General features: G+C 63.7%; 30 protein-coding genes. 15 read left to right on the top strand and 15 right to left on the bottom strand.

Annotated elements, in window-relative coordinates:
- Nucleotides 1–260, bottom strand: a 260-nt coding sequence (locus K288_RS0134360) for a transposase (protein WP_043161483.1), incomplete at its 3' end; no start/stop codon positions are given.
- Between the two features lie 82 nt (nt 261–342).
- On the opposite strand from K288_RS0134360, the gene K288_RS0134365 reads away from it, so the two are divergent.
- Nucleotides 343–1,545, top strand: coding sequence for a low temperature requirement protein A (locus tag K288_RS0134365; protein ID WP_027583621.1), 1,203 nt, complete (start codon nt 343–345; stop codon nt 1,543–1,545).
- On the opposite strand, the gene egtD is transcribed toward K288_RS0134365, so the two are convergent.
- Together egtD and egtB are read right to left on the bottom strand one after the other, a co-directional pair.
- Nucleotides 1,521–2,492 (bottom strand): L-histidine N(alpha)-methyltransferase, encoded by a 972-nt coding sequence (egtD, locus tag K288_RS0134370; RefSeq protein ID WP_027583622.1) that lies wholly within the window; start codon nt 2,490–2,492, stop codon nt 1,521–1,523. The genes K288_RS0134365 and egtD overlap by 25 nt on opposite strands.
- Before the next feature lie 109 nt (nt 2,493–2,601).
- Complete coding sequence (gene egtB, locus K288_RS0134375; protein WP_027583623.1) at nt 2,602–3,852, bottom strand: ergothioneine biosynthesis protein EgtB; 1,251 nt, start codon at nt 3,850–3,852, stop codon at nt 2,602–2,604.
- Nucleotides 3,853–4,154: 302 nt separating this feature from the next.
- Between egtB and grxD the strand changes: the two genes are divergently transcribed.
- Genes grxD through K288_RS0134395 form a run of 4 tightly spaced genes read left to right on the top strand, consistent with a single transcriptional unit; the run spans nt 4,155 to nt 7,635 of the window.
- The gene (grxD, locus tag K288_RS0134380) at nt 4,155–4,487 is read left to right on the top strand and encodes a Grx4 family monothiol glutaredoxin (protein WP_027583624.1); all 333 of its coding nucleotides are present in this window, start codon (nt 4,155–4,157) and stop codon (nt 4,485–4,487) included.
- On the top strand, nt 4,484–5,038 hold the full coding sequence (locus tag K288_RS0134385; protein WP_027583625.1) for an O-acetyl-ADP-ribose deacetylase: 555 nt from the start codon (nt 4,484–4,486) through the stop codon (nt 5,036–5,038). Before grxD ends, K288_RS0134385 begins: the two co-directional genes overlap by 4 nt.
- Nucleotides 5,039–5,081: 43 nt before the next feature.
- Nucleotides 5,082–6,365, top strand: coding sequence for a serine hydrolase domain-containing protein (locus tag K288_RS0134390; RefSeq protein ID WP_027583626.1), 1,284 nt, complete (start codon nt 5,082–5,084; stop codon nt 6,363–6,365).
- Nucleotides 6,346–7,635, top strand: a complete 1,290-nt coding sequence (locus K288_RS0134395) for a serine hydrolase domain-containing protein (protein ID WP_027583627.1) — start codon at nt 6,346–6,348, stop codon at nt 7,633–7,635. Before K288_RS0134390 ends, K288_RS0134395 begins: the two co-directional genes overlap by 20 nt.
- Nucleotides 7,636–7,743: 108 nt before the next feature.
- Here K288_RS0134395 and K288_RS0134400 read toward each other — a convergent pair whose 3' ends face one another.
- From K288_RS0134400 to murI, 7 genes are all read right to left on the bottom strand, one after another.
- Nucleotides 7,744–8,811 (bottom strand): threonine aldolase family protein, encoded by a 1,068-nt coding sequence (locus K288_RS0134400; protein WP_027583628.1) that lies wholly within the window; start codon nt 8,809–8,811, stop codon nt 7,744–7,746.
- Nucleotides 8,812–8,868: 57 nt separating this feature from the next.
- Nucleotides 8,869–9,147 carry a type II toxin-antitoxin system RelE/ParE family toxin gene (locus K288_RS51120; RefSeq protein WP_244443364.1) on the bottom strand — a complete coding sequence of 93 codons (279 nt, stop codon included), beginning with the start codon at nt 9,145–9,147 and terminating at the stop codon, nt 8,869–8,871.
- A complete protein-coding gene (locus tag K288_RS0134405; protein WP_027583629.1) occupies nt 9,144–9,371 on the bottom strand; it encodes a hypothetical protein in 228 nt (75 codons plus the stop codon). Before K288_RS0134405 ends, K288_RS51120 begins: the two co-directional genes overlap by 4 nt.
- An 85-nt stretch (nt 9,372–9,456) precedes the next feature.
- Entirely contained in the window at nt 9,457–10,074 is a 618-nt protein-coding gene (gene rpsD, locus K288_RS0134410; protein WP_027583630.1) for a 30S ribosomal protein S4, read from the bottom strand.
- A gap of 351 nt (nt 10,075–10,425) precedes the next feature.
- On the bottom strand, nt 10,426–10,812 hold the full coding sequence (locus K288_RS0134415; RefSeq protein ID WP_027583631.1) for a cupin domain-containing protein: 387 nt from the start codon (nt 10,810–10,812) through the stop codon (nt 10,426–10,428).
- 59 nt (nt 10,813–10,871) lie between these two features.
- On the bottom strand, nt 10,872–11,648 hold the full coding sequence (locus K288_RS0134420) for an aldolase/citrate lyase family protein (RefSeq protein WP_027583632.1): 777 nt from the start codon (nt 11,646–11,648) through the stop codon (nt 10,872–10,874).
- A gap of 64 nt (nt 11,649–11,712) precedes the next feature.
- Nucleotides 11,713–12,498 (bottom strand): glutamate racemase, encoded by a 786-nt coding sequence (gene murI / locus K288_RS0134425; protein ID WP_027583633.1) that lies wholly within the window; start codon nt 12,496–12,498, stop codon nt 11,713–11,715.
- 195 nt (nt 12,499–12,693) lie between these two features.
- On the opposite strand from murI, the gene K288_RS0134430 reads away from it, so the two are divergent.
- The 3 genes from K288_RS0134430 (at nt 12,694) to K288_RS0134440 (ending at nt 14,541) form a co-directional block, all read left to right on the top strand.
- On the top strand, nt 12,694–13,245 hold the full coding sequence (locus K288_RS0134430; protein WP_027583634.1) for a cytochrome b: 552 nt from the start codon (nt 12,694–12,696) through the stop codon (nt 13,243–13,245).
- Nucleotides 13,246–13,352: 107 nt separating this feature from the next.
- Entirely contained in the window at nt 13,353–13,709 is a 357-nt protein-coding gene (locus K288_RS0134435; RefSeq protein ID WP_244443365.1) for a cupredoxin domain-containing protein, read from the top strand.
- 4 nt (nt 13,710–13,713) lie between these two features.
- A complete protein-coding gene (locus K288_RS0134440) occupies nt 13,714–14,541 on the top strand; it encodes an FTR1 family protein (RefSeq protein ID WP_027583636.1) in 828 nt (275 codons plus the stop codon).
- Here the strand turns inward: K288_RS0134440 and purB are convergent, their stop codons facing one another.
- The 3 genes from purB to K288_RS0134455 form a co-directional block, all read right to left on the bottom strand.
- Nucleotides 14,542–15,849 carry an adenylosuccinate lyase gene (gene purB, locus K288_RS0134445; protein ID WP_027583637.1) on the bottom strand — a complete coding sequence of 436 codons (1,308 nt, stop codon included), beginning with the start codon at nt 15,847–15,849 and terminating at the stop codon, nt 14,542–14,544.
- Between the two features lie 163 nt (nt 15,850–16,012).
- The gene (locus K288_RS0134450; RefSeq protein WP_027583638.1) at nt 16,013–16,666 is read right to left on the bottom strand and encodes a response regulator transcription factor; all 654 of its coding nucleotides are present in this window, start codon (nt 16,664–16,666) and stop codon (nt 16,013–16,015) included.
- Complete coding sequence (locus K288_RS0134455) at nt 16,666–18,036, bottom strand: histidine kinase (protein ID WP_027583639.1); 1,371 nt, start codon at nt 18,034–18,036, stop codon at nt 16,666–16,668. Before K288_RS0134455 ends, K288_RS0134450 begins: the two co-directional genes overlap by 1 nt.
- A 201-nt stretch (nt 18,037–18,237) precedes the next feature.
- Between K288_RS0134455 and K288_RS0134460 the strand changes: the two genes are divergently transcribed.
- The 6 genes from K288_RS0134460 to K288_RS0134490 all read left to right on the top strand — a co-directional run bounded on the left by K288_RS0134460 (nt 18,238) and on the right by K288_RS0134490 (nt 23,568).
- The gene (locus K288_RS0134460) at nt 18,238–18,999 is read left to right on the top strand and encodes a MotA/TolQ/ExbB proton channel family protein (protein ID WP_027583640.1); all 762 of its coding nucleotides are present in this window, start codon (nt 18,238–18,240) and stop codon (nt 18,997–18,999) included.
- Nucleotides 18,989–19,660 carry a hypothetical protein gene (locus tag K288_RS0134465; protein ID WP_027583641.1) on the top strand — a complete coding sequence of 224 codons (672 nt, stop codon included), beginning with the start codon at nt 18,989–18,991 and terminating at the stop codon, nt 19,658–19,660. The genes K288_RS0134460 and K288_RS0134465 overlap by 11 nt, the downstream gene beginning before the upstream one ends.
- Nucleotides 19,657–20,265 carry a hypothetical protein gene (locus K288_RS0134470; RefSeq protein WP_027583642.1) on the top strand — a complete coding sequence of 203 codons (609 nt, stop codon included), beginning with the start codon at nt 19,657–19,659 and terminating at the stop codon, nt 20,263–20,265. Before K288_RS0134465 ends, K288_RS0134470 begins: the two co-directional genes overlap by 4 nt.
- Nucleotides 20,266–20,712: 447 nt before the next feature.
- Nucleotides 20,713–21,309, top strand: coding sequence for a TetR family transcriptional regulator (locus K288_RS0134480; RefSeq protein ID WP_027583643.1), 597 nt, complete (start codon nt 20,713–20,715; stop codon nt 21,307–21,309).
- A 113-nt stretch (nt 21,310–21,422) separates the two neighbouring features.
- Nucleotides 21,423–22,163: a metallophosphoesterase family protein gene (locus tag K288_RS0134485; RefSeq protein ID WP_027583644.1), complete on the top strand. Its 741-nt coding sequence runs from the start codon at nt 21,423–21,425 to the stop codon at nt 22,161–22,163.
- A gap of 4 nt (nt 22,164–22,167) precedes the next feature.
- Nucleotides 22,168–23,568, top strand: a complete 1,401-nt coding sequence (locus tag K288_RS0134490; RefSeq protein WP_027583645.1) for a bifunctional serine/threonine-protein kinase/universal stress protein — start codon at nt 22,168–22,170, stop codon at nt 23,566–23,568.
- A gap of 96 nt (nt 23,569–23,664) precedes the next feature.
- Here K288_RS0134490 and rpe read toward each other — a convergent pair whose 3' ends face one another.
- Entirely contained in the window at nt 23,665–24,366 is a 702-nt protein-coding gene (gene rpe, locus K288_RS0134495; protein ID WP_027583646.1) for a ribulose-phosphate 3-epimerase, read from the bottom strand.
- 256 nt (nt 24,367–24,622) lie between these two features.
- On the opposite strand from rpe, the gene K288_RS0134500 reads away from it, so the two are divergent.
- Complete coding sequence (locus K288_RS0134500) at nt 24,623–25,384, top strand: EF-hand domain-containing protein (protein WP_027583647.1); 762 nt, start codon at nt 24,623–24,625, stop codon at nt 25,382–25,384.
- 2 nt (nt 25,385–25,386) lie between these two features.
- Here K288_RS0134500 and K288_RS0134505 read toward each other — a convergent pair whose 3' ends face one another.
- Nucleotides 25,387–26,382 (bottom strand): P1 family peptidase, encoded by a 996-nt coding sequence (locus K288_RS0134505; RefSeq protein WP_027583648.1) that lies wholly within the window; start codon nt 26,380–26,382, stop codon nt 25,387–25,389.
- Nucleotides 26,383–26,407: the final 25 nt, after the last annotated feature.

Genomic DNA, 26,407 nt, shown 5'->3' on the forward strand with positions numbered 1-26,407 from the left:
TCGGACATCGCCTCGAAGATCCGCCACCAAACGCCCTTGATGCTCCATCGACTGAAGCGCCGAAATACGCTGTTCCAATCCCCGAACACTTCCGGAAGATCGCGCCACGGAGAACCCGTACGCACGATCCACAATACGCCTTCAACAAACATCCGATTGTCGCGTCCGGTCGAGCCCTTCTGGTCGGGACGACCTATGATCAGCGGCGCCATCCGCTCCCACGCCGCGTCGCTCAAAACCAAACGATCCATCACACCCAAGGCCGCCTCCCCAAAAGCAGCCTTGAATCTGATTTGCTCCTAAAAGGGAATCCTTAGAGTCCACACCGCCTAGGGGGCACCGATGGCTGCGGACAATCGACGCGCCGCGATGTTTCGCGTGGTCGTGCCACATCAGCATAGCCGCGTCACCTATGCCGAACTGTTCTTCGATCTGGTGTTCGTGTTCGCGGTCACGCAGATCTCGCACACGCTGCTTCATCATTTCACACCGATCGGCGCTGTCCAGGTTACGCTGCTGTTCCTCGCGGTGTGGTGGGTCTGGGTCTTCACGGCCTGGGTGACCAACTGGCTCAATCCGGAACTGACCCCGGTCCGCATCCTCCTGTTCCTGATGATGCTCGGCGGCCTCGTGCTGTCGACCACGATTCCGACGGCCTTTGAAGGCCGCGGCCTGTGGTTCGCCATCGCGTACGCAGTGATGCAGGTCGGACGCACCGCATTCTGGCTGGTCTCGACCCCGCATCACTGGACCGCGGTGCGCCACAATGCCATCCGCATCCTGGCCTGGCTCTCCACCTCTGCCGTGTTCTGGATCCTCGGCGGTCTTTCTGAAGGTGAGTCCAGGCTATGGCTGTGGATCATTGCGCTCGTGATCGAGTATGTTTCGCCGGCGGCGCGGTTCTGGATCCCGAGGTTGGGGCCATCATCGCTCGAGGCCTGGGCGGTCGAAGGCGGCCATATGGCCGAGCGCTGCGCCCTTTTCATCATCATCGCGCTCGGCGAGGCGATCGTCGTCAACGGCGCGACCTTTGCCGAACTAAGCTGGACCACCGAGATCGTGCTGGCCTTCGTGTCCTCGCTGGTCGGCAGCATCGCGATGTGGTGGATCTATTTCCACAAGGGCGCCGAGGCCGGCTCCGAACTGATCTCGACATCGGCCGAATCAGGGAAACTGGCCCGCCTTGCCTACACCTATCTGCACATGCCGATCGTCGCCGGCATCATCCTGACGGCGGTGGCGGACGAGCTGGTCCTGAAGCATCCCGGCGGCCGTTCCGATCTCAAGACGATCCTGAGCACGATCGGCGGCCCGCTTCTGTTCCTGATCGGGACGATCCTGTTCAAGCTCTCGATCCGAGGCTTCCTGCAGCTCTCCCACATCGCCGGCATCGTCGCGCTGCTCGTGCTGAGCTGGTTCGCAAGCGAGCTGTCGCCGCTATGGCTTTCGCTCCTCACGACCGCGATCCTGATCGTGGTCGCGCTATGGGAATCGGTGTCGCTGGGCCCGGCTCCGGAATCTCATTCCGAAGCCGCCAGCGCGTGAACGGAGAACATCTTTGCCGCGTCGGTCCAGGACTGCCGGACTGTCCAGCCCGAATTTCGGGCCAGCTCCGTGAAGCGCTCCAGCGAATATTTGTAGCTGTTCTCGGTGTGGATGCTCTCGCCGGGACGGAACGAAAAAGTGTTGCCGAGGATCCGCACGTTCTGCGCCTTGCGGCTGATCAGGTGCATCTCGATCCGGTGGCGGTCGCGGTTGTAGACCGAGCGATGGGAGAAGGCGGGGAGATCGAAATTGCCGCCGAGCTCGCGGTTGATGCGCACCAGCACATTCAGATTGAAGCGCGCGGTGACGCCGGCTGCATCATTATAGGCGTTGTACAGCACGCGCTCGTCCTTCTCGAGGTCGACGCCGATGATCATCTGCGCGCCGGAGCCTAGGATCTTGCGCGCAGTGCGCAGGAAATCGGCGGCTTCCTGCGGCTCGAAATTGCCGATCGTCGATCCCGGGAAGAAGCCCACTTTCGGCATCGCGGCGATTTCGGCCGGCAGCGCGAAAGGCGTGGTGAAATCGGCGGCGACCGGATAGACGCGCAGGCCGGGAAAGTCCTTGCGCAGGCCTTCCGCTTGCGCGTTCAGGAAATCGCCGGAGATGTCGACGGGCACGTAGGCGCCGAATTCGCAGTGCTCGAGCAACAGGCGCACCTTGGTGGTCGCGCCCGCGCCGAACTCGACCAGCGCGGCACCCGCAGGGATGATCTTGGCAATCTCGGCGCCGCGATCGCCCAAGATGCCGAGCTCGGTACGGGTCGGGTAGTATTCCGGCAGCACCGTGATCTGCTCGAACAACTCCGAGCCGGTCGCGTCATAGAAATATTTGGGCGACAGGCGCTTGGGATGTTGGGCGAGCTGTCCGATCACATCGCCTGCAAAGGCTGCGGTCTGATCGTCAAAGGCATAGGCCTTGGCTAAAGCGCGGGCATGCACATTCATGATACTCTCCTGAACGCGCCTTCCCGCGCGCTATGATTTTTGGTTGTTTTTGCGCATGATCGTTTCGGAAAGCCGGTTTCCGCCTTTCCGGATCATGCTTGAGAACTGATCAGGCGTAATCGGCGAGCCGTAATCCCGTGAATTGCCAGCGGTGGTGCGGATAAAAGAAGTTGCGATAGGTGATACGACTGTGACCGCTCGGAGTTGCGAGCGAGGAGCCGCGCAGCACCAATTGATTGACCATGAACTTGCCGTTGTACTCGCCGAGCGCGCCCTCGATCGCACGGTAGCCCGGATACGGTGAATAGGAGGAGCGGGTCCACTGCCAGACGATGCCGAAGGCGTCGTTGAGCTGGCCGGCGCGCGCGGCGACCTCCCACTCCATTTCGGTCGGCAAATGTTTGCCGGCCCAGCGGGCGAAGGCGTCGGCCTCGTAATAGCTGACATGGCAGACCGGAGCTGCCGGGTCGATCGGCTGCAGGCCACCCAAGGTCATGATCTGCCACTGGCCGTCGACGTTGCGCCAATGGCCGGGCGCCTCCCAGCCTTCCTTCTCGACGGTCGCAAAACCGTCCATCAGCCAGAGCGTAGCCGTGCGGTAGCCGCCATCCTGGATGAAGGCGAGCCACTCCGCGTTGGTCACGAGATTGCGCGCCAGTTTGACGGGGCCGACCAGGGCGCGATGCGCCGGCTTTTCATTGTCGAAATGAAAGCTGTCGTCCGGATGCCCGATGGTGTGGATACCCTCGTTCAGCGTCACCCATTCCTCGCCGCGCTTGGAGGCCGGGAAGCGCCATGCCGGATCGTACGCCGGCGGGATCGGGTTCTGCGCGAAGGCGTGCAGGATATCGGTCCACATCAGTTCCTGATGCTGCTGCTCGTGATTGAGCCCGACCTCGACCAGCGGGACCAGCTTTGCCAGCTTTTCCTCGCCCGCGGTCTTGAAGAATTTCACCACGGCATCGTCCACATGCCGGCGATAGGCAGTGACCTCGTCGGCGCTTGGCCGGGTCAGGTGGCCGCGCTGGGCCCGGGCATGGCGAGGGCCGGCGCTGACATAATAGGAATTGAAGAGATAGGCGTAATCGGGATGGAAGGGCTTGTAGCCGTCCTGATGCTCCCCGAGCAGAAATTGCTCGAAGAACCAGGTAGTATGGGCGCGGTGCCACTTTGCCGGGCTCGCGTCCGGCATGGACTGGATCAGCTGGTCCTCCGCCGACAGGGGGGCCGCCCGGCGTTCAGTTTCATCCCGCACTGCGAGAAAAGCCTCCACCAGGCCCTGAGACAGGGAACCGGAATCAGAAGCGCGTGATGGGGAAGGGGTGGCAAGGGTGGCGGCAGCGGATGCTGGTTTCGTCACGGGTGTCTCCGAATGCTGGAGAGAACGTTGCTCTGCCAAACTGGTTCCCTACGGACAGTCCGTCCTAGATAGGGGCTCCCGTTCGGGAAAAAAGCCTCCCGTGGCCATGATATTAGTGTCGTCAGACAATGGGCCTGGAGCCCGACAGCGGCCTGAAAAGGGCCGCATGCATGCCAGCTCTCCGCCATTTTGCTTTGGGTGCACAACGGTTTGGGCTACATATATAGCTAGTCGCGGGGTAAGCGGGTCGAGCCGGCCCACCAGCAGTGCCGCAAGGGGCGGAGCCCCAAAGGGAAACGAAAATGAGCATTGAACAATTCATCGACAACGAAGTGAAGTCGAACGACGTCGTGCTGTTCATGAAGGGCACGCCGCAATTTCCGCAGTGCGGCTTCTCCGGTCAGGTGGTGCAGATCCTCGACCATATCGGCGTGGGCTATAAGGGCCTGAACGTGCTGGAGTCCGCCGAGCTGCGCAACGGCATCAAGACTTATTCGAACTGGCCGACCATTCCCCAGCTCTATGTGAAGGGCGAGTTCGTCGGCGGCTGCGACATCATCCGCGAGATGTTCCAGGCCGGCGAGCTGCAGCAGCTTTTCACCGACAAGGGCGTTCCGGTCGGCGCCGCCGCCTGAGCCTGATGGCGCGCCAGCTCGGCAACGCGCGCCTCGAAGTCATCGTTGCCGATATCACCATCTTGCGCGTTGACGCCATCGTCAACGCGGCCAATTCCTCCCTTCTCGGTGGAGGCGGTGTCGATGGCGCGATCCATCGCGCCGCTGGGCCCGAATTGCTCGCCGAATGTCGTAGGTTGCGCGGCTGTGCGACCGGGGACGCCAAGATCACGCATGGCTATCGGCTTCCTGCCCGGCATGTCATCCACGCCGTAGGTCCCGTCTGGCATGGGGGCGGTCAAGGCGAGGATGGATTGCTCGCCTCCTGCTATCGCCGCGCACTCGAGCTCTGTCAGGCGAACGGGCTTGCGTCGCTGGCATTTCCCGCCATTTCGACCGGCGTCTATCGCTTCCCTGCCGACCGTGCCGCCGGGATTTCGGTCGGGACGGTCGCGGAAGGACTCGCTTCGACGCCAGCGGTCAACCGGGTGATCTTCTGCTGCTTCTCAGAGGCCAGCGCTCGGCTGCATGAGCAGGCTTTGGCCGGTCTTTACGGCCCTTGTGCTGATTGACGCGCCGCCGCTACACTCCCTGCCGAATTCGGGAGGGGTCCAAATGAATTCATTTGAGTTGCTGCGCGTGCTGGCGACAGGCGCGCTGATGCTTGTTGCATTGCCGGCCGCGAACGCGGAAGGAACGTTCGATATTCCGGCAGGCGCCCGTTTCAACCAGGACAAGCTTGCCAAGATCGGCGCGTTCTTCGACAACGAGGTGGCGACCGGGAAAATCCCGGGCGCGATCGTCCTGATCCAGCAGCATGGCAAGCCGGTCTATCACCAGTCCTTCGGCGTGCAGGACGTGGGAAGCAAGGCGCCGATCACCGACAAGACGATCTTCCGCCTGTTCTCGATGACGAAGGCGATCACCGCTTTTGTCTCGGTGCAACTGCTCCAGGACGGCAAGTTCAAGCTCGATGATCCGGTCGCGAAGTACATTCCGTCCTTCGCCAATGTGAAGGTCGGCGTCGAGAAGAAGAACGAGGACGGCAGCAAGACGCTCGAACTGGTGCCGCCGGACCGGCCGATGACCATGCTCGACCTGATGCGCCACACCTCCGGCATCACCTATGGCTTCTATGGTGACAGCCTGGTCCGCAAGGCCTATGCATCCGCCAATCTCTATGCCGGCGATTTCGATCTCGCCGAATTTGCCGAGCGGATCGCCAAGCTGCCGCTGCACAATCAGCCGGGCGCGCTCTGGCAGTATGGCCACTCCACCGATGTGCTGGCGCGCATCATGGAGATCGTTTCCGGCAAGCCGCTGCTTACCATCGAGCGGGAGAAGCTGCTCGATCCTCTCGGCATGAACGACACCCGCTTCCTCGTCACCGACCCGGAGAAGCAGAAGCTTTTGGCGCAGCCGATGCCGAACGACAGCAATTTCCGGGTCGGCCGCGAGAACGACCCGACGGTTGTCAAGAAAATGGAGTTTGCCAGCGGCGGCATGGTCTCCACCATGGCGGACTTCTCCCGGTTTGCGCAGATGCTGCTCAATGGCGGCACATTCGAAGGCAAGACCTACCTGACCCCCGAGACCTTCAAGCTGATGACGACCGATCAGGTTGGTCCCGGTTCGGGAGTGGGGCGGGATTACTTCTATTTTCCCGGCGATGGCTTTGGCTTCGGGCTTGGGCTCGCGATTCGCACCGATCCCGGCAACGCGAAGCCGCCGCCCCCGGGCTCGCTGGGTGAACTGAAATGGGATGGCGCCAGCGGTTGTTATTTCGTGATCGACCGCAAGCAGGATATGTTCTTCGTGCTCCTCGAGCAGACGCCGACCGAGCGGCAACGTATCCAGCGGACGCTGAAGCAGTTGGTCTATGAAGCAATGGAGAATTGAAGCCTTTTCGCGCCGCCTCGTTCTCGTGGCGGCGCTCGCGCTTCTACTCGGCGCCGGATGCGGCGCCCGCGCGGAAGCTCCGGCCGCCAGCGCACACCGCTTTTCCGCCGCCGGGCTAGCGCGCGTCAGCGACTACATCAAGAACGAGATCGTGACCGGCAAGATTCCCGGCGCGATCCTTTTGATCCAGCAGCACGGCAAGCCGGTCTATTACGAGAATTTCGGCGTGCGCGATGTCGCCACTCAGCTTTCGATGAGCGCCGACACCATCTTTCGCCTCTATTCGATGTCGAAGCCGATCACCTCGGTGGCCGCGATGATGCTGGTGGAGGACGGCAAGCTCCGGCTCGACGACCCCGTGTCGAAATACATCCCGGCATTTGCGGACATCAAGGTTGGCGTCGACCAGCGGGCGGAGGACGGCAGCACGACGCTTACGTTGCAGCCGCTCAAGCGCCCGATCACGATCGAGGATCTGCTGCGCCACACGTCCGGTTTGACATATGGCTTCTCCGGCGACAGCACGGTGCGAAAGCTCTATTCGGATGCGAACCTTTTCAACGGCGACTGGACCAACGCTGAATTCGCCGCGCGGATCGCGAAATTGCCGCTCGCCGAGCAGTCCGGCACCTTCTGGGACTATGGCCACTCCACCGACGTGCTCGGCCGCGTGATCGAGGTCGTATCGGGAAAGACGCTGTACCAGTTCGAAAAGGAGCGACTGCTCGATCCGCTCGGGATGAACGAGACCGCCTTCCACGTCGTCGATCCCGCCAAGCGGCCCCTCATCGCCGAGCCGATGCCGGACGACTGCGCGCTCGGCCCGACCACGATGGTCAGCGATCCCATGCAGCCGCGCAAATGGGAGTCGGGCGGCGCCGGGATGGTCGGCAACATCGGCGACTATGCGCGGTTTGCGCAGATGCTGCTGAACGGCGGCACGTTCGAGGGGCGGCGCTATCTCAAGCCCGAGACCATCGCGCTGATGACCAAGGATCATATCGGTCCGGAGACGAAGATCGCGCGCGGTGAACGCTATTACCCCGGTGCGAACAGTGGCTTCGGCCTTGGCTTTGCCGTGCGCACCTCGGTGCCGGCGGGCACGTCATGGCCGCTTGGTGAATACCGCTGGGACGGCGTCGCCGGCACCTTCTTCTTCATCGATCCCGAAGACGACATGTTCGCAGTCTTCATGGTGCAGACGCCCTCGCAGCGCGGGCGGATTCAGCTTGAACTGAAGACGCTGATCTATCAGGCAATGGGGCGGTGAGGAAGAACACCGTCATTGCGAGCGAAGCGAAGCAATCCATTTTTCCGCACGCGGAGGCATGGATTGCTTCGTCGCTTGCGCTCCTCGCAATGACGCGGGATCGTCTGTCTACGCTCTACGCACGATCTCCCGCACCAGCCCGACCGTTTCCTCGATCATGCCGGCCGTCACATCGAGATGCGTGCAGGCCCTGATGCGACCGTCCATCATTGCGAGCAGCACGCCACGTCTGCCCAGTTCCGCGACCATGTTATCGCCGGCGACACCAGCACCATCGGGCTTGAAGAAGACGAGATTGGTCTCGGGTTGTTGCACCTCGATGCCGTCGATCTGCGACAGCCCGCGCGCCAGCGCCCTGGCATTGGCGTGATCGTCGGCGAGGCGGTCGACGTGATGGTCGAGCGCGTGGATGCAGGCGGCGGCGCAGATGCCGGCCTGGCGCATGGAGCCGCCGAGGCGCTGCTTCCAGCGCCAGACTTCATCGATGAAATCGCGGCTGCCGGCGATGACGCCGCCGATCGGCGCGCCCAGTCCTTTCGAGAAATCGATCCAGGCGGAATCCCAGCCCGCGGCCATGTCGCGTGCGGAAATGCCGGTAGCGACGCAGGCGTTGAGCAGCCGGGCGCCATCCATATGGGTGGCGAGCCCGTGGGCTTTGGCGATACCGACGATCTCGTCGAGCGCGGACTTCTTCCAGATCGTGCCGCCGCCGATATTGGCGGTCTGCTCGACGCTGACCAGCACCTGTGGCGGCTGGTAGCGCGAACGCGGATGCAGCGCCGCGCGGAACGTCTCCGGCGCGAACTGGCCGTCGTCGCCGGAAAGCGGCGTGATCTGGAAGCCGCCGAGCGCGGCATGCGCGCCACCTTCGCGGGCGATGACATGGGCAGTCGCATGAGCCAGGATCTCATCGCCGGGGCGGCAGTAGGCCAGCGTCGCGGCGACGTTGCACATCGTGCCCGACGGCATGAACACCGCGGCCTCCTTCCCGAGCAGTTCGGCGACGCGCTGGCAGAGCAGGTTCACGGTCGGATCATCGCCGATCTGCTCGTCGCCAACCTCAGCCCGCGCCATCGCCTCCCGCATCGCCGGCGTGGGACGCGTTTGGGTGTCGGACAAGAGATTGATGCGAACGAGCGGAGCCTTGGGATCGCGTGGGGCAGGGGTGTAGGACATGGCTCTCCTCGTTGCTCCGGGGCGGCGTCGCCAGCGAGATACGGCGCAAATCATTTGTCAGCCGATCGGTCGCCGGGCGGCGTGGCGAAATCGCATAATGATAATTTCGGTCGCGGTCACGCGATAATCAATCAGATAAGGATGTGGGCTCGCCGGAAGACGACGGACGTTAGGACGGCTTGTTGCACGACCTGCGTAGGGGTGCTCTTGCAACAGCGCCACGAGTGCCGCGATCCGGTCACGAACATGAACGGCGCCCTGAGGTGATCGTACTTCAATGTAGGTGAGGACTTGATCGATCTGCGTAAGCGCACGACGCGTATAGCGGATATTCACAGTCCGTGCTTCGCCCACATGGCCCGTACTTCTTCGACGGAGGCAAGATCGCCGCGTGCGATCTCGGCATCAGCTTCCGCCAGATCGGCTTCTTCCTCGGGCGTCAACTGAAGGGACGGCTGATCGACGCCTGCGAGCTGTAGCATGACGCGCGCGAGCTCGTCCTGCTCTGCATCAGGCAGGTTGGCGACGGTACTAAATGCTTCTTCGAGTAACCGGGTCATAGCTGGAACTATAACACCAATTTGGTGCCCAAACAAAAAGGCCCCGGACAAACCGGGGCCTTCGATATTCGAAATCTGCTTCCGATCAGCGCGAATAGAATTCGACGATCAGATGCGGCTCCATCTGCACCGGGAACGGCACATCGGACAGGCCGGGAATGCGGATATACTTCGCGGTCATCTTGCCGTGATCGACCTCGAGGAAGTCGGGCACATCGCGCTCGGGGAGCTGCGAGGCTTCGAGCACGGTGACGAGCTGCTTGGAGGCTTCCTTGACCTCGATCACGTCGCCGATCTTGAGCCGGTAGCTGCTGATGTTGACGCGGCGGCCGTTCACCTTGACGTGGCCGTGGTTGATGAACTGGCGCGCGGCGAACATCGTGGGCACGAACTTGGCGCGATACACGACGGTGTCGAGACGACGCTCCAACAGGCCGATCAGGTTCTCGCCGGTGTCGCCCTTCAGGCGGCCGGCCTCGACATAGATGCCGTGGAACTGGCGCTCGGAAATGTTGGCGTAATAGCCTTTAAGCTTCTGCTTGGCGCGGAGCTGCACGCCGAAGTCGGAGAGCTTGCCCTTGCGGCGCTGGCCGTGCTGGCCGGGGCCGTATTCGCGGCGGTTCACGGGGCTCTTCGGGCGGCCCCAGATATTCTGGCCCATGCGGCGATCGATCTTGTATTTCGCCTCACTGCGCTTTGTCATCGCGTCCTCTTAAGTTCAAATGTGGATTTGAGGAGACGCGCCCTCCTGTGCAGCCTGCCGTTTGGCCGGTGCCGACAGGTCCGCCTCGAAAGCTCGAGGACGAACCACGGGTCGCGAAACGCATCGCGGGCCGAAATCGGCCCGCGAGCAGGTGGCTTTTAGGGGAAAGATGGCCGCCCTGTCAACGAAAGAGGCGGTTATTTAGGGCCATCAGGTCGCAATTGTCGGCAACCGCTCTATCGGTTTGCTGCCGATCGGCCCGCAATTCCGTTGGTTCTAGGGCGTGAGCCCGAAAAATCACGCGAAAACAAGGAACTAAAGCGAAATGATGATCCAGGAAATCATCTCGCTTCAGGGTGCCGGCTTGACCAGCGGCTCTCCCGCCTTCACTACGTAGACCCCGAGCACCTTGAAGGGCTTATCACCGGCTTTGGCGTCGTGAATCGCGCCCGGCGGGATCTGGTAGGATTCGCCGGCCTTGATCTTCTTCGGCGGCTGGCCGTCGATCACGAGTTCAAGTTCGCCATCCAGCACATAGCCGGTCTCGGCGCCGGGATGCGTGTGGCGTCCCGCCGCACCGCCGGCCGGCACTTCGGCAATGGCGGTGATGGTGTTGTAGCCCTCCGGAAAATCGAGCTTCTGCAGCGGCGTGCGCTTGATGCCGCTTTGCTGGGCGATGGCGACGCCCGCTCCCGCGATCGCGACGATGGCCAGTCCGAGCAGTGCTTTCTTGATCATGGCGTTTCCTCCTGCCTGTTGGGGGAACCTAGCAGTGGGCTTCCGCCGCGAGAAGCGAGCTAGCGCCTGATTCCCGCAAAACTGGCGGCAATGCCGCGCTGGAGCAGCGACCAGTCGAAGCCGAGCGCGAGCGCAAGGTAGCCGCGCTCGATCATCGCGTTGGCCTGCTCGGCGGACCGCGCCACACCGCCGATCGGCACGCCGCTTTTGAGGATGCCTTCCTCGGCGCGCTGCATCAGCGCCACCACTTCGGGATCGTCGGGGAGGCCGCGCTTGTTGATGGAGGTGGCGAGGTCGCCGGGCCCGATCACGGCGATGTCGATACCCGGGGTGGCCATGATGTCGTCGATTCGCTCGACCGCTTCGACATGCTCGATCGTGACCATGCAGATCATGTCGTCATCGGCCGTGGTCATATAGTCCGCCATCGAGACGCCCCAGCGGAACGGCGCATGGAACGGCCCCCACAGCCGGTCGCCTCTGGGCGGATAACGTACGCTGCGCACCGCCTTCTCGGCCTCGGCGCGGCTGCAGATCATCGGGAAATTGATGCCGAGTGCGCCGATGTCCATCGGCGCCTTGGCGAGCCAGGGCTCGTTGGCCGCAATGCGCGCCATCGGCACACATGGCGTGCCGGAAGTTGCCACGATCATCGCGTGCGCGGTGCCAAGATCGATCGGGCCGTGCTCGAGGTCGACGATGATCCAGTCGAGCGACTGCGCCATGATCTGCACGGTTTGAATGCTCGGGATGGTGGCGATCGCGCCGAAGGTCGGGCGCTTCTCTCGCCATTGCTGTCGCAGCCGGTTGAGGGGAGTTGGCGTCGTGGAGGTCAAAGCAGAACTCCATTGAACTTGCGGTGCTCGCCGAGCCTATCAGCGCCGTATGGTGGCGGAAAGTTCAAGCCGGGATCCGGCCACCGAAAAACGGCATCAGCGCCCGGCTGAGCGTATGCGGACGGTTGGAGGTGAAGAGCATTTCGGCACCGGCTTCGTCTCTGCCATCGCCGGGCGGGCCGAGCAGATCGGAGACGCGTCGCGCGATAGCCGGCGCCGGGTCGATCCAGTCGACCGGCCATGGCGCGAGCTTGACCAGGCGATCCAGCAGCAAGGGATAATGCGTACAGGCGAGCACCACGGTGTCGGTACGCGCCGGGCCGTCCAGAAAGCAGGGCTCAAGTTCAGCGGCGATATCGCTGTCGCTAACTTCTCCACCGCGCAGCGCGGCTTCCGCCAGCGAAGCGAGCTCGCCCGAGCCGACCAGCGTCACCTCGCAGCCCTGTCCGAAATCCTGGATCAGCTTTCGCGTATATTCGCGTTTGACCGTGCCCCTGGTGCCCAGCACGGATACCCGCTTGGTCTTCGAGCCGGCGCAGGCCGGCTTGATGGCCGGCACGGTTCCGACGAACGGCAGGCTATAGGCGTCACGCAGGTGCGACATGACGAGCGTGGAAGCGGTATTGCAGGCGATCACGACCAGATCGGGCGTGTGGCTCCCGATCAATTCGCCGACCAGCGGCACCACGCGCGCGATGATCTCTTCCTCGCCATGGTGGCCATAGGGAAAGAAGGCGTCGTCGGCGACATAGACGTAACGCGCGTCGGGCCGGGCGCGCACGATCTCGCGCAACACCGTCAGCCCGCCAAGGCCGGAATCGAAGACCAGAATGGTTACGGGAGCCGCCACGGTTCAACCTTATCCCATTCCAGCGTTACGATTCAGTTCATTTAAGGGTGCCGGCGGCCCTTCGGCCACGGTCCAGGCCAACGGGGATTTTGGAACGATTCAAATCGCCTTCACCGGAGGCGAGGGTTATCAGGATGTGTTGCAGCGCGGCAAGGGCCCGGCGGCGACGAACTCGAAGCCGACGGGGCCGTGTGCATGATCCGAAACACGACATCGAGCTGGGGCAGCGTCGCGCGTGGATTCCACTGGTTCCTCGCGGCGGCCATCATCGGCATGATCGCTTTCGGCTGGTGGATGAACCATATCCCCCCGCGCCCGGACCGCTTCTTCTATCGCTCGATCCATGCCGATGTCGGCTATGTCGTGCTGCTCCTGACACTGCTCCGGCTGGTCTGGCGCGGCGCCAACCCGCCGCCGGCCTTGCCGAACGATACCTCGCGCTGGCACCGGATCGCGGCATGGATCAGCCATTTCGCGCTCTATGCCGTCACCATCGTGGTGGCACTGCTGGGTTGGGCGCATTCCGGCGCCCGGACGCCGAACTATTCAGACTGGTTCGGGATGTTTCAGGTGCCGCAGATCACGTCGCCTGACCGGGCCGCGGCGCAGGCCTATGAAAACCGGCACATCTATTTCGCCTACGTACTGCTGGCGCTGATCGGAATTCACGTTGCCGCGGTAGCCTGGCATCACTTCATGCGGCGCGATCGCGTCGCTGCCCGGATGGTCGACGGAGCGCCGGGCTGATTGATTTAGAATCAATCCAGCTCGTTGCATGTTTTTCCCCCTTCCCGGGGAGGCTGCGCTCGGCGTATGGCTCGCTTGATACTGTCAGCCATCACCGAAAGAATCCCATGTCCATCTCGCAGATGTTTTCAAAGGTGACGTCGCTTGCCGTCGTCGCGCTGCTGTCGGTCGTCGCCATCGGCGCGGCGCTGGCGCAAAACGCGACCGAGATCCAGTTGAGCTACAAGGACAAGAAATTCGATCCTGCCGAGATCAGCGCGCCCGCCAACACGCCGATCGTGATCAAGCTTAAGAACAACGACGGCAAGGCGATGGAATTCGAAAGCAAGACCCTGAAGGTCGAGAAGATCATCGCCGCCGGCGCCGACGCCACCATCAATGTGCGGGCACAGAAGCCCGGTCGCTACGAGTTCTTCGACGAGTACAACGAGAAGACGGCGCGCGGTGCGCTGGTGGTGAAATAGAGCCGTGGTCGCCTCGCTTATCATCGTCTTCCGTGAAGTGTTCGAGGCCGGCCTGATCGTCGGCATCGTGCTCGCCGTCACGCGCACCGTCGCGCAGCGCAATCTGTGGATCGGCGGCGGCGTGCTCGTTGGCGTGCTCGCTGCCTGCGTCGTCGCGGCCTTTGCCGGCGCGCTGTCCAATCTGTTCGCCGGCATGGGGCAGGAGGTGTTCAACGCCTTCATCCTGATCATCGCGGTCGTGATGCTGACCTGGCACAATGTCTGGATGGCGCGCCACGGCAAGGAACTGGCCGGCGAACTCCGTGCTGCCGGGCAGGCCGTGGTCGAGGGCTCGAAGTCGCTGTTTGCGCTCGCCGTCGTGGTCGGGGTCGCGGTGCTGCGCGAGGGCAGCGAGGTCGTGCTGTTCCTCTATGGCGTGATCGCCGGCGGCGACAGCGGCCTCGGCGTCGCGATCGGCGGATTCTTGGGGCTCCTGCTCGGCGTCATGGTCTGCCTGCTGACCTATCTCGGCCTCGTCCGCATTCCGACGCACGCGCTGTTTGCCACCACGACGGTGTTGATCGCGCTGCTCGCCGCCGGAATGGCGGCGCAGGCTGCGGCGTTCCTCGAACGTGCCAACTGGGTGACCGCGCTTGATAACGTGGTGTGGGACAGTGGCTGGCTGTTGTCGGACTCCAGCCTTCTCGGCAAGGCGCTGCATACGCTGATCGGCTACACCGACCAGCCGACCGCAATGCAGCTCACGGTCTACCTTGCGATCCTGCTCATCACGTTCGTGCTGATGCGGCTCTACGGTGCGCCGGCACAGGTAACCGCGCCGGCCCGGCGCTGATCAGGCTTCCCCAAAAACGCGCCTGAAGATCGTGTCGACGTGCTTGAGGTGATAGCCGAGGTCGAACTGCTCCTCGATCTGGGCATCACTGAGATATTTCTTCACGTCCGGATCTTTCTTCAGCAGCGTCAGGAAATCGCCTTCGCCGCGCCAGACCGGCATGGCGTTGCGCTGCACGAATTTGTAGGCGTCCTCGCGGCTCGCGCCCTTTTGCGTCAGGGCGATCAGAAGCCGCTGCGAATGCACGAGACCTCCGAGGCGGTCGAGGTTCTTCTGCATGTTCTGCGGATAGACCAACAGCTTGTCGATCAGGCCGGCGAGGCGGACCAGCGCGAAGTCGAGCGTCACGGTGGCATCCGGGCCCATCATGCGTTCGGCCGACGAATGCGAGATGTCGCGCTCGTGCCAGAGCACGACATTCTCCAATGCGGGCACGGCATAGGCCCGCACCATCCGCGACAGGCCGGAGAGGTTCTCCGACAGTACAGGGTTGCGCTTGTGCGGCATCGCGGACGAGCCCTTCTGCCCTTCCGAGAAGAACTCTTCGGCTTCCAGCACCTCGGTGCGCTGCAGATGACGGATTTCGACTGCGAGGCGCTCGATGGAGGCGGCGATCACGGCCAGCGTCGCGAAATACATCGCGTGGCGGTCGCGCGGGATCACCTGGGTCGAGATCGGCTCCGGCTCGAGCCCCATGGCTTTGGCGACATGCTCTTCCACGCGCGGGTCGATCTGCGCAAAGGTGCCGACCGCGCCCGAGATCGCGCAGGTCGCGACCTCCTTGCGGGCGGCGACGAGCCGTGACCGGGCGCGGGAGAATTCCGCATAGGCGTAGGCAAGCTTGAGGCCGAAGGTCACCGGCTCGGCATGGATGCCGTGGGAGCGGCCGATGGTCGGCGTCATCTTGTGCTCGAAGGCGCGATTCTTCAGCGCAGCCAGGACCTTGTCGATGTCGGCGAGCAGGAGGTCCGCGGCGCGTGTGAGCTGCACGTTGAGGCAGGTGTCGAGCACGTCGGAGGAGGTCATGCCCTGGTGCACGAAACGCGCCTCGGGGCCGACGATTTCAGCCAGGTGGGTCAGGAAGGCGATGACGTCGTGCTTGGTCTCCCGCTCGATCTCGTCGATCCGTGCGACGTCGAAGGTTGCGTCCTTGCCCTTGGCCCAGATCGTCTTCGCCGCCTCCTTGGGGATGACGCCGAGTTCCGCCAGCGCGTCAGCCGCATGCGCCTCGATCTCGAACCAGATCTTGAAGCGGGTCTGCGGCTCCCAGATCGCGGCCATCTCCGGGCGGGTGTAGCGGGGGATCATGGAAAACTCCGGAAAGTGCAGGGGGTCGCCCAGCGACTCCCGGCCAGTTTGTTTTTACGCCGCGCTTTAGCAGAGCTGGCCCGGAGAGGCCACCCAAACGCGCCCTCCCGCAGGTGGAAAATGGGGGCTTTCGGGCCTGCCGCCAGGTTCGACGGATCGCAGGCTACAGGCTGGTCAACCCGCTCTCAACGGCGAGCCGGACGAGCTGCGCGTCGGTTCGCATGCCGGTCTTGGTCTTGATCAAATAGTGATAGTTCTGAACGGTCTTCATGCTGAGATTGAGGTTTGCGGCGATCTCCTCCGTGGTCGAGCCAGCCGCCAATTGCCGCAGGATCTCGATCTCCCGTTCTCCCAATTGGTCAAGAACCGATCCCGACGGGGTCAGGCTTTCCATGGCCAGGACATGGGCGATGTCGTCGCTCATCGCATGTTCGCCGCGCGCTACCGAACGGATCGCCGCAATCAGCACGGTCGGTTCATTGCTCTTGGTGACATAGCCGCTGGCCCCGGCACCGAAGGCGGCCTTCACCAGCGCCGCCTCGCTATGCATGCTGAACACGAGAACGCGCGCGCCGGCGTTGCGCTGCCGGATGTTCCGGATGGCTTCGAGACCGCTGGCGCCCGGCATCGAGATGTCCATCACCACGACATCAGGGGCGTGGGTCTTGAATGCGCGGTAGGCGTCGGCTGCGTTGTCGGCCTCGTCGACCACCCGGAAATCGCCTTGATGCTCCAGGACGCGCCGGTAGCCTTGCCGGACCACGGGATGGTCGTCGACAAGAAGGATCGAAATGCCACTGGTCTTCGACGTCGGCATCAGGCGGCAAGCGGGATCGTGGCGGCAACGCTCAGACCGCGTCTTGCGTGCGCGATCGATAGCGAGCCGCCCAGAGCCGTTACGCGCTCGCGTAGTCCGGTCAGGCCGAAGCCGGCGGACTGCGCCACTTTGGCGGCATCGCCGCCGCCGTCGTCCTCGACGCGAACCAGCAGCGCATTTTCCAAACCCGTCCGCCGCTCGATCCGAAGCACGATCTCGCGCGCCGCGCTGTGGCGCAAGGAGTTGGTCAGGCATTCCTGAGCCACACGGTAGGCGGTCGCGGCGACTGCGCCTCGCACGTCGGCAAAATCGCCTTTGAGATCGAGCTGGATCATGGGCTGCGTCGCGTTCTGTGATCGCCAGCTATCAACCAGATTGATGAGGCTCGCCTCCAGCCCGAGTTCCTCGGCGGGCGGGTGACGCAAGCGGTTCAGCGTGCCGCGCAGGCAGGCCATGATGTGCAGCGTGGCCTTCGAGATCATCCGCGCATCCTGCGCGACGTCGTCTCGGTCCTGCTCCTGCGCGCTGGCCGCTTCGATCGTATTGGCGAAGGCGAGGATCGCTGTGAGGTTCTGTCCGAACTCATCGTGCAGTTCGCGCGCGAGCATGCGCCGCTCGTCGCTGCGGATTTCAAGCAGCCGGCGGGTCAGGACGGCCCGTTCTTCAGTTGCCTGCGCGAGGCGATCTCCGAGATCGCCAACCGCTTGCCCGATCATGGCAAGTTCCATCGATCGGAAGCGCGGGAGCGATGTTCGATATTGGCCGTTCGCCATGCGCTGCAGTGCGGCAACGATCGACTGCGCGGGGGCCAGTGCGTGCGCAATCGCGAGCGAGGCGAGCAAGGCGATGGCCACCGCCATCAGCAGCGCGACGTGGACGTTATCGAGAATGTGCTGCCAGGCGAGCGATATCGCGGCGTCGGGATCTGCTACGGCTGAGACCGTGCCCGCGGTGACCGACCGCGCACTGATCGGCCGGGCGACCGCAGCGTGGCCGCCGAGGAATGTCTCCACAGCGGCTGCGAACCAGTGCGGTGGAGATGCTCCGATCCCTTTGCTCTGGCCGCAAAGCGGATTCTCGAACTCGCCCTTCGGCTCGAACTGAACGCACACACCCGGCGAGATCAGGCTCATCGTCTGGGTGGTGCGCCATTCTGGTAGAGGCAAAAGGTGTTCGCGTGTCCTGTTGCTGCGCAACAGCAATTCGCGCCAGTAGAGCGCTTCCAGCGCTTGCGACACCCGCTCGGCGGATGCCGCCGTGGCGCGGTCGACACTGTGATAAGCGTCGATCGTCGCCCAAACGGTTGCGCCTCCCAGACACAAGATGACGATGACGAGCAGACGGGCGACAAGCTGGAGCACCAGGCGCATGCGATCACTCCGCGGCTTCGAGATGAACTTAACAGCACCGCTATTCGGGACCAATTGCAAGATGGCAGGTGCGGCGAAGCTCGGGAAATTTTCCCAACAAACCGCAGGTATATGTCTTTGGACGCAGCCCTCCGCCTCGGATTAACAAAAGCCGGGACGGTTTGCGGGTAGTCTCTTGGCCGCCCCAGGGAGCAAAGCTGCATGAGTGCCACGGTTGGCGCCGAGACCACCTTGCCCGGCAAGGACGCTTCGGAGCGAAGCGTCCTGTTGTTATGGATGATCTTCACGGGGCTTTCGATCTTCGCCGCCGTGCTGCTGTGGCGATACGGGTTGCTCCATCTGATGGTCACCTCGGACCGCACCTACATTTCGACCCTGATCGCCGTTCTCTACGTCGTCACCTGCTGCCATTGCTTCTGGCGCACGCGAGCGATCGCGCGGGAAGGCGAAGCGGCCCGACGCTGCCGCGCGATCCTGTCTGCTCCCGGCGCCGCGAGGAGGCTCGACGAGAATGCGCGCGCTCTCCCTGGAGGGCTGGTCAGCGATCACATCCGCAACCTGGTGAAGAAGGCTGCGGCGCAGGCCAGCGGCCGCATCGATCAGACGTTGCTGCTCAGGTCGCTGGCGGACCGGTTGCGCGGCTCAAACGCCTTCGGCGGATTCGTTTCCGATACGCTGATGAAGCTCGGGCTGCTCGGAACCATCATCGGCTTCATCATCATGCTGGCGCCGATCGCGACCCTCGACGCCGCCGACAAGGTTGCCATGAGATCGTCGATGGGGCTGATGAGCGACGGCATGGCAGTGGCCATGTACACGACGCTGGCCGGCCTGATCGGCTCGATCCTCGTCAGGATTCAATACTACATGCTCGATGCCGCCACCCAGCGGGTGTTTTCCGATGCCGTCATGTTGACCGAGACCCACGTCACCCCGGCCTTGGAACACCATCATGATGGATGAGTTCGGCCTCTATCCGCGGGAGGAACATTTCGATCCGCTCGGCGTGATGCTATTCAAGGCGCTCCAGGTCGTCGCGTTCCTGTTCTTTCTCGCGTTGCTTGCGGTTTCGCCGGAGTCGAAGGAGGGCAAGATCGACTCCAAGGCCGAATTCATCATCACGATGGACTGGCCGGACAATCATCCTGATGATTTCGATCTGTTCGTGCAGGATCCCGCGGGCAATATCGCCTGGTATCGCCGCCGCGAAGCCGGCTTCCTCACGCTCGACCGCGATGATCGCGGCGGTGCCAACGATTTCATTGTCGTCAACGGCAAGAAGATTCCGTCGCCAATCCGCGAGGAGATCGTCACGGTGCGCGGCATCGTCCCCGGCGAATACACCGTCAACGTCTCGCATTTCCAGGCGACGACGGGACAGCCGGTTCCGGTCAGCGTGAAAGTGCAGAAACTCAATCCGACCGCCCAGGTGATCTTCGACAACAAGCTGACGCTCGATCACACCGGCGATGAGAAAACCGCGCTGCGCTTCTGGGTCGATGGAGAAGGCAAGGTGGTCGACGTCCAGCAGCGGCACAAATCACTGATGGAGACGTTCCGCAACGTGCGCGCAAACGGCGCGGATCTCGATCCGAAGACAGGCGTCAGGATGTCTCGCCCGTGAACAATCTCCAGTCGGTCATCCTCACGCTCTCGGTCGGCTACGCGCTGATCGGCGCGCTATTGCTCATCATCCTGGTCTATGCGCGCTTGCCCTGGTCGGCCAAGGCGGTCGCCGTGGTCGTGACCAGCGCGTTCTACATTGCGAGCTTCATGGGCGTACGCGGCCTCTTGGGCTGGGCCAGCGTCGACCGGCTACCAGCCTCGTTCAAGCTGCTGCAGGCGCGCATCGTGGAGCCGCACTCGCTCGAGGGCGACCCGGGCTCGATCTACCTTTGGGTCGAGGCCCTCGACGACGACAACCGGCCGAGCGGCATCCCCCGAGCCTACCGCATCCCCTACAGCGACCCGCTGGCGCAGAAGACCGACAAGGCCATCACCGAGATTGCGGCAGGCCGTCCCCAGGGCGGACGCGCCGCCGATTTCGGCACCGGCGAAGGCGGCCTGATCGCGGCAGCCAGGGAATACATCACCCCCAATGCGGTGATCGAGACGTCGGGCGGCGATCCTTCGACCGGTGGGGCGCTGATGGCGGCTCCGCGACCCGGTGATGAGGTGTCATTTACCCCGCTGCTGCCGCCACGAATGCCGCCGAAGGACGAGCAATAGGTCTCTGGATACCTATGCGGGAACTGTCTGACGGAAGCGGCCGCGGTTGGGCTTCCCCGATGACAAACTTCAGTCACGGATTATTGAGTAACAGATATTGAAATCTGTTAGTGAGACGTGCTATATGCATTTTCGGACGCCGGATGGGGCGCCCCGTGGCCAGCCGCCGCGAAAGGCATGATCCGGAAGGGTACGAGTACCGGTTTCATGCCAAGCGCCGGCCGCGGACTTGCCGGAGACTACGATGATGACGATCGAGATTTTACATTTGACTGAACAGATCCAGCGCTGGCTCAATCAGCAGGTGGCTCGCCACCTGGCCGCCCAGGCGGCGAAACTGACCCGCTAAGCTGGAATTAGGATTGCCTTAGCAACCGGCCGGGCCGTTTTACAATGTGCCTGACCGCCAGTATGGAAATACCTAACAACTGGGGATAGGGTGGAGCCATGAACGAAGCAGTCGTCTTGACCCCTGAACGAATCCTGGAGGTCACTGAGGACGTCCTGCGTCGCTACGGGCTCGCCAAGGCGACCGTGGTGGACGTTGCCCGTGCGCTCGATGTGAGCCACGGCAGTGTCTACCGACACTTCCCGAGCAAGGCCTCGCTGCGCGAGGCTGTGGCCAAACGCTGGCTCGACAGGGCCAAGGCCCCGCTGCAGGAGATCGCAGCGGGCAGCGGCCCTGCGCAGGCCCGGCTCGATCGGTGGCTGCGCACGCTGTTCGCAACCAAGCAGGCCAGGTTTGCCGACGATCCCGAGATGTTCCGCACCTATCTGACGCTGGCGCGCGAGGCTTGTGTTGTGGTCAAGGGCCACAAGGAATGCTTGAGCGATCAGATCGCGCAGATCCTGTCCGACGGCGTCAAGGAGGGCGTGTTCGAGGTCGATGATCCCAAGGTGACGGCCCGCGCGATTTTCGAGGCCACCAGAAGCCTTCATCACCCGGCTCATGCCGACGAATGGGGCGAGCCGGACCTGCAGGAGCGCACCGACGCGTTACTGGCGCTGCTGTTCCGCGGCCTCGAAGCCTGCCCTAAGCACTAGCCCGTAGTTCGCGATCGATTCTCCCGGTCCATTTGCGGGCATTGACGGCCCGTGTTTGATATCCATCAAGACCGATGTGGCTGGGCCCGCCAGGATTGGCTGGGGAGGATGACGTGCGGCTCGCGCTGTTTGCGGATATCCACGGCAATCGGCAGGCGTTTGGCGCCTGCCTTGAGGCTGCGCGTGCGCAAGGCGCGGAGAAGTTCGTCCTTCTCGGCGATTTCATCGGCTATGGTGCCGACCCCGAATGGACCGTTGATACCGTCATGGCGCTGGTCGAGGACGGTGCGATCGCCGTGCGCGGCAATCATGACACCGCCATCGGCATCGACAATGACGCGATGAACGCCGAAGCCCAGGCCGTGATCGAGTGGACCCGCGGCAAGCTCAGTGCGGCGCAGCGGCGCTTCCTCGCCGACCTGCCCCTGATGCAGCAGGAGGACGACCGCCTTTACGTCCATTCCGAAGCGTCGAACCCGACCAGGTGGCGTTACGTGCGCGACGCTTCGGACGCCGCGCGCAGCATGATGGCTGCGGACACTCCAATCACCTTTTGCGGCCACATCCACCGTCCCGCGCTCTATTCGATGTCGGCGACCGCGAAAATGACGAGCTTTGTGCCGACGACGGGCGTCGCCGTGCAACTCTTGGCCGGGCGGCGCTGGCTTGCGGTGCTCGGCTCTGTCGGCCAGCCCCGCGACGGCATTCCCGCAGCCGCTTTCTCCATGTTCGATACCGAAAGGCGGGAGGTCACCTATTGTCGCGCCCCCTACGATATCGACGCGGCGGCAGCCCGGATCCGCGAGAATGGGCTGCCGGGCTGGCTTGCCGATCGCCTGTCCGTTGGCCGATAGCGCTATGGCAAAGATCTCCATGCAGCCGGGCACGGTGATCGATGATTTTACGATCGGCGAGTGCGTGCATCGCGGCGGCATGGCGACGCTGTGGAGCGTCACCCATCCCGGCATCGACGTGCCGCTGCTGATGAAAGTGCCGCGGGTTTCGGAAGGCGAGGATCCCGCCGCCATCGTCAGCTTCGAGATGGAGCAGATGATCCTGCCGCGATTGTCGGGGCCGCATGTGCCGGCCTGCTTCGGCACCGGCGATTTCGCGCGCCAGGCCTATGTCGTGATCGAGCGCATTCCGGGCCAGACGCTCTACAAGCGGATCGACGATCTGTCGATCGCTTACGAGGAGGCGAGGGCGCTCGGGATCAAGATCGCCTCAGCGCTGTCGGCGCTGCATCGGCAAAACGTCATCCATCACGACATCAAGCCGAGCAGCATCATGTTCCGCGAGAGCGGCGAGGCGGTGCTGATCGATTTTGGCCTGTCACATCACGAACGCCTGCCCGATCTGCTGCAGGAAGAATTTCGCCTGCCTTACGGCACCGCGCCCTATATGGCGCCGGAGCGCCTGCTCGGGGTGCGCGACGATCCGCGCAGCGATCTGTTTTCGTTCGGCGTGCTCCTGTATTTCTTCACCACCGGGGTGCGGCCGTTCGGCGAGAGCGAAACGCTGCGCGGCATGCGGCGGCGGCTGTGGCGCGATCCCTATCCGCCGCGCCAGCTCAGGGGCGACTATCCGCCCTGGCTGCAGGAGATCGTGCTGCGATGCCTGGAGATCGAGCCCGCCTGGCGCTATCCGACCGCGTCTCAGCTCGCCTTCGATCTCGGCAACTCCGACCAGGTCAAGCTGACGGCGCGCGCGGAACGGCGCGAGCGTGATCCGTTCACGACGGTGATACGTCGCCGCTTCAATCGCGGGGCGTGGCAGCCGCAGCCGAAGTCCGACGTTGCCGTGCAACTGGCGTCGAGCCCGATCCTGGTGGTCGCGATCGACACGACGGAGATATCGGGCCCGCTGAACGAGGCCTTGCGCGTCACCGCGCAGCGGATCCTCGCCACCCTGCCGCAGGCCCGCCTCGCATGTGTCAACGTGCTCAAGCTCGGCCTCGTCACCATCGACCGGACGCTGGATGAGAAGGGCAACAACAAGCATGTCGACCGCCTGGTCGCGCTGCGGCACTGGGCGTCCTCGCTGAAACTCGACGAGAACCGGCTGTCGGTGCATGTGCTGGAGGCGATCGATCCCGCGGCGGCAATCCTGGAATTCGCGGAGGCCAATGAGGTCGATCACATCGTGATCGGCGCGCGGCAGGATTCCATGCTGCGGACGCTGCTCGGCAGCGTCTCGGCGAAGGTGGCGGCGGAGGCGCCATGCACGGTCACGGTGGTGCGCCCGCCACGGGAAAGCTAGAGCGTTTTCGAGCGAAGTGGATACCGGTTCGCGTGAAGAAAACGCGTCAAAACAAGAGTCTAGAGCTTCGGTTCTGATTCAATCAGAACGGAAGCTCTAGATCGCTTCGCCGCGTGCCAGCGCCGCCGCGTTGCGGATCGCGGAGATGTTGGCCTTGTAGGCCTCCATCGTGCCGCCCTTGAACACGGCGGAGCCGGCGACAAACGCATTGGCGCCGGCCGCTGCCAGTTCCCCTGATACATCGGGCGCGACGCCGCCATCGACCTCGATGTCGATCGGCCGGCCGGCGGTCATCGCCCTGACGTCGCTGACCTTGCCGAGCGCCGAACGGATGAAGGCCTGACCGCCAAAGCCCGGATTGACCGACATCACCAGCACAATATCGATCAGGTCGAGCACATACTCGATCGCGCTCACGGGCGTTGCCGGATTGAGCGAGACGCCCGCCTTCTTGCCGAGCGCGCGGATGGCCTGCAGCGAACGATGCAAATGCGGGCCGGCCTCCGCATGCACGGTGATGTGATCGCAGCCGGCCTTGGCGAACGCCTCGAGATAGGGATCGCAGGGCGAGATCATCAAATGAGCGTCGAAGATCTTCCTGGTGTGCGGGCGCATCGCCTTGATGACATCGGGGCCATAGGAAATGTTCGGCACGAAATGCCCGTCCATGACGTCAAGATGGATCCAGTCGGCGCCGGCCTCGTCGACGGCGCGGACTTCTTCGCCGAGTTTCGAGAAATCCGAGGCCAGGATCGACGGCGCGATCACCAGCGGGCGTGGCGTGAAGGACTGGGACATGGACGCTCTCCCAAGGCATCTCTGTAGCGAGCGGGATGGTTCCGCCTAACATGCATGCCGGTGCCGGGCAATGCACAGGAGCGAAGTCGCGGGCAGGAAAAAACTGCCGTAGCGGCAGCAATTGCCGACTTCTGCGAACCCGTCTGTGTGCGCGAAATGCCGATTTTAAAGGGCTTTTCGCCATGGCATGGCGCTTGCTCGCTACCCGTGCGGGTGTTGGGCCGCCGCTGACGCGGCATTGTCGGAGTTCCCTCTCATGCTGTTTGCCCTTGGCGCTGCGTCGTCGGCCATCGATCTCCTGAAGTCGCTGACGTCGTCGAAGACGTCGCAGGCAAAGCCGGCCGGCCTGACCCAGGACGCAGCCAGCGTCTTCGATATTTCCGGCGGCGCAACGGCGCCGACAAGCGTGACTCCGAACTCCGGATCGGCCGGCAGCGGCGCAGCGCCGATCGCCCCGGAGACGATGAGCGCGCTGCTCGATGCGCAGAGCCAGGCTTCGACCGGCGCGGCTGCTTCGACCATGAGCCCGTCGGACGCGCTGAAGGATTTGTTCGGACAGATCGATGGCGATGGCGACGGCAAGATCACGAAATCCGAATTCGAGGATGCGCTCGGCGCTGGCGGGACCAATCTGGCGCAGGCCGATGACGTCTTCTCCAAGCTGGACAAGGACGGCGACGGCAACGTCACTCTCAACGAGATGTCCTCGGCCCTGAAAGGTGGCTCCGGTCATCGCTCCCAGGTTCATCACCATGGGGGCGGTGGCGGTGGCGGTAGTGCCGATGCGTTGATGCAGGCGCTGGATGACGGAGCCTCCACATCGGTGACCAACAGCGACGGATCGGTCACGACCACGACGACCTATGCCGATGGGTCGAAGGTGACAGCGACCTCGGCTGCCAGCCCTTCCGCTGCGGGGGCCGCGACCTCGTCGTACAATTTCATCGACCAGCTCGTGCAGCGGCAGGCGAACGCGACCTCGGCGCAGGTCAACGCCTCGCTCTCGCTCAGCGCATAGGATTAGCCGAACCGGTCCTGCCAGCTCGGTAGTGCGCCGGGGAAGGGCAAGGCGGTCGCCGCGTAGACGCCGCGCGCGATCGCGCGGGCCACGGTGTTGGCGGCGTGCATTCCGAGTTCGGTGAGGCCGAACATGGGATCGATCGGCTTCTCGCCGGTCGCCGCCGCAAACACCACATCGCCGTCGAGCGGCGCGTGCACCGGATAGATCGCCCGCGCCATGCCGGTCTGCGCGATCATCGCCAGCCGCTTGGCCTGTGACTTCGTCAGCACGGCGTCGGTCACGACCACGACCAGCGTGGTGTTCTCGCCGGATGTCGCCGCCGGCCCGCCCTTCAGCCGCGCCTTCAGCATATCAGGCGTGAACGAGGCCGGCAGACCGCGTCCGCCGAATTCCCCGTCGACCTCGTAGGGGGCGGCCCAGAACCAGGGGCCGTCGCCGACCGTGACGGCGCGGACTGCATTGACGACGGCAAGTGCGGCAACCGTGACGCCGGCATCGGTTCGCGCCGACGCCGACCCTAGTCCGCCCTTCAGGTTGGACGTGGTCGCGCCCATGCCGGCGCCGACGCTGCCGAGTCGGAAATCGCCGCCGGCTGCAGCCGCCGCGGTATAGGCGAGATCGCGATAGGGCGGGAACCGTCCCCACGCCTTGTTGCCGCCGTTCAAGAGATCGAAGCAGATCGCACCGGGCACGATCGGGATCACGGCCTCGCGGATGCGCAAGCCCCGGCCTTGCTCGGCAAGCCAGGCCTGCACACCGCCGGCAGCATCGAGGCCGAGCGCCGAGCCTCCGGACAGTGCGATCGCGTCCACCGCATCGACAGTATTGTGCGGCTGCAGCAGCGCGTCGTCGCGCGTGCCCGGGCCGCCGCCGCGCACGTCGATCGACGCCACGGCAGGCTTGTCGAAGATGATCGCGGTGGCGCCGGAGGCGATCGAGGCGTCGTCGGCGTGGCCGACGCGGACGCCTGCGATGTCGGTGAGGAGATTTTTCAAAGCGCGCGTCCTCTTCTCGTCCTAT

Source organism: Bradyrhizobium sp. Ai1a-2 (genome assembly GCF_000426245.1).
In the GTDB taxonomy this organism is placed as follows: Bacteria; Pseudomonadota; Alphaproteobacteria; order Rhizobiales; family Xanthobacteraceae; genus Bradyrhizobium.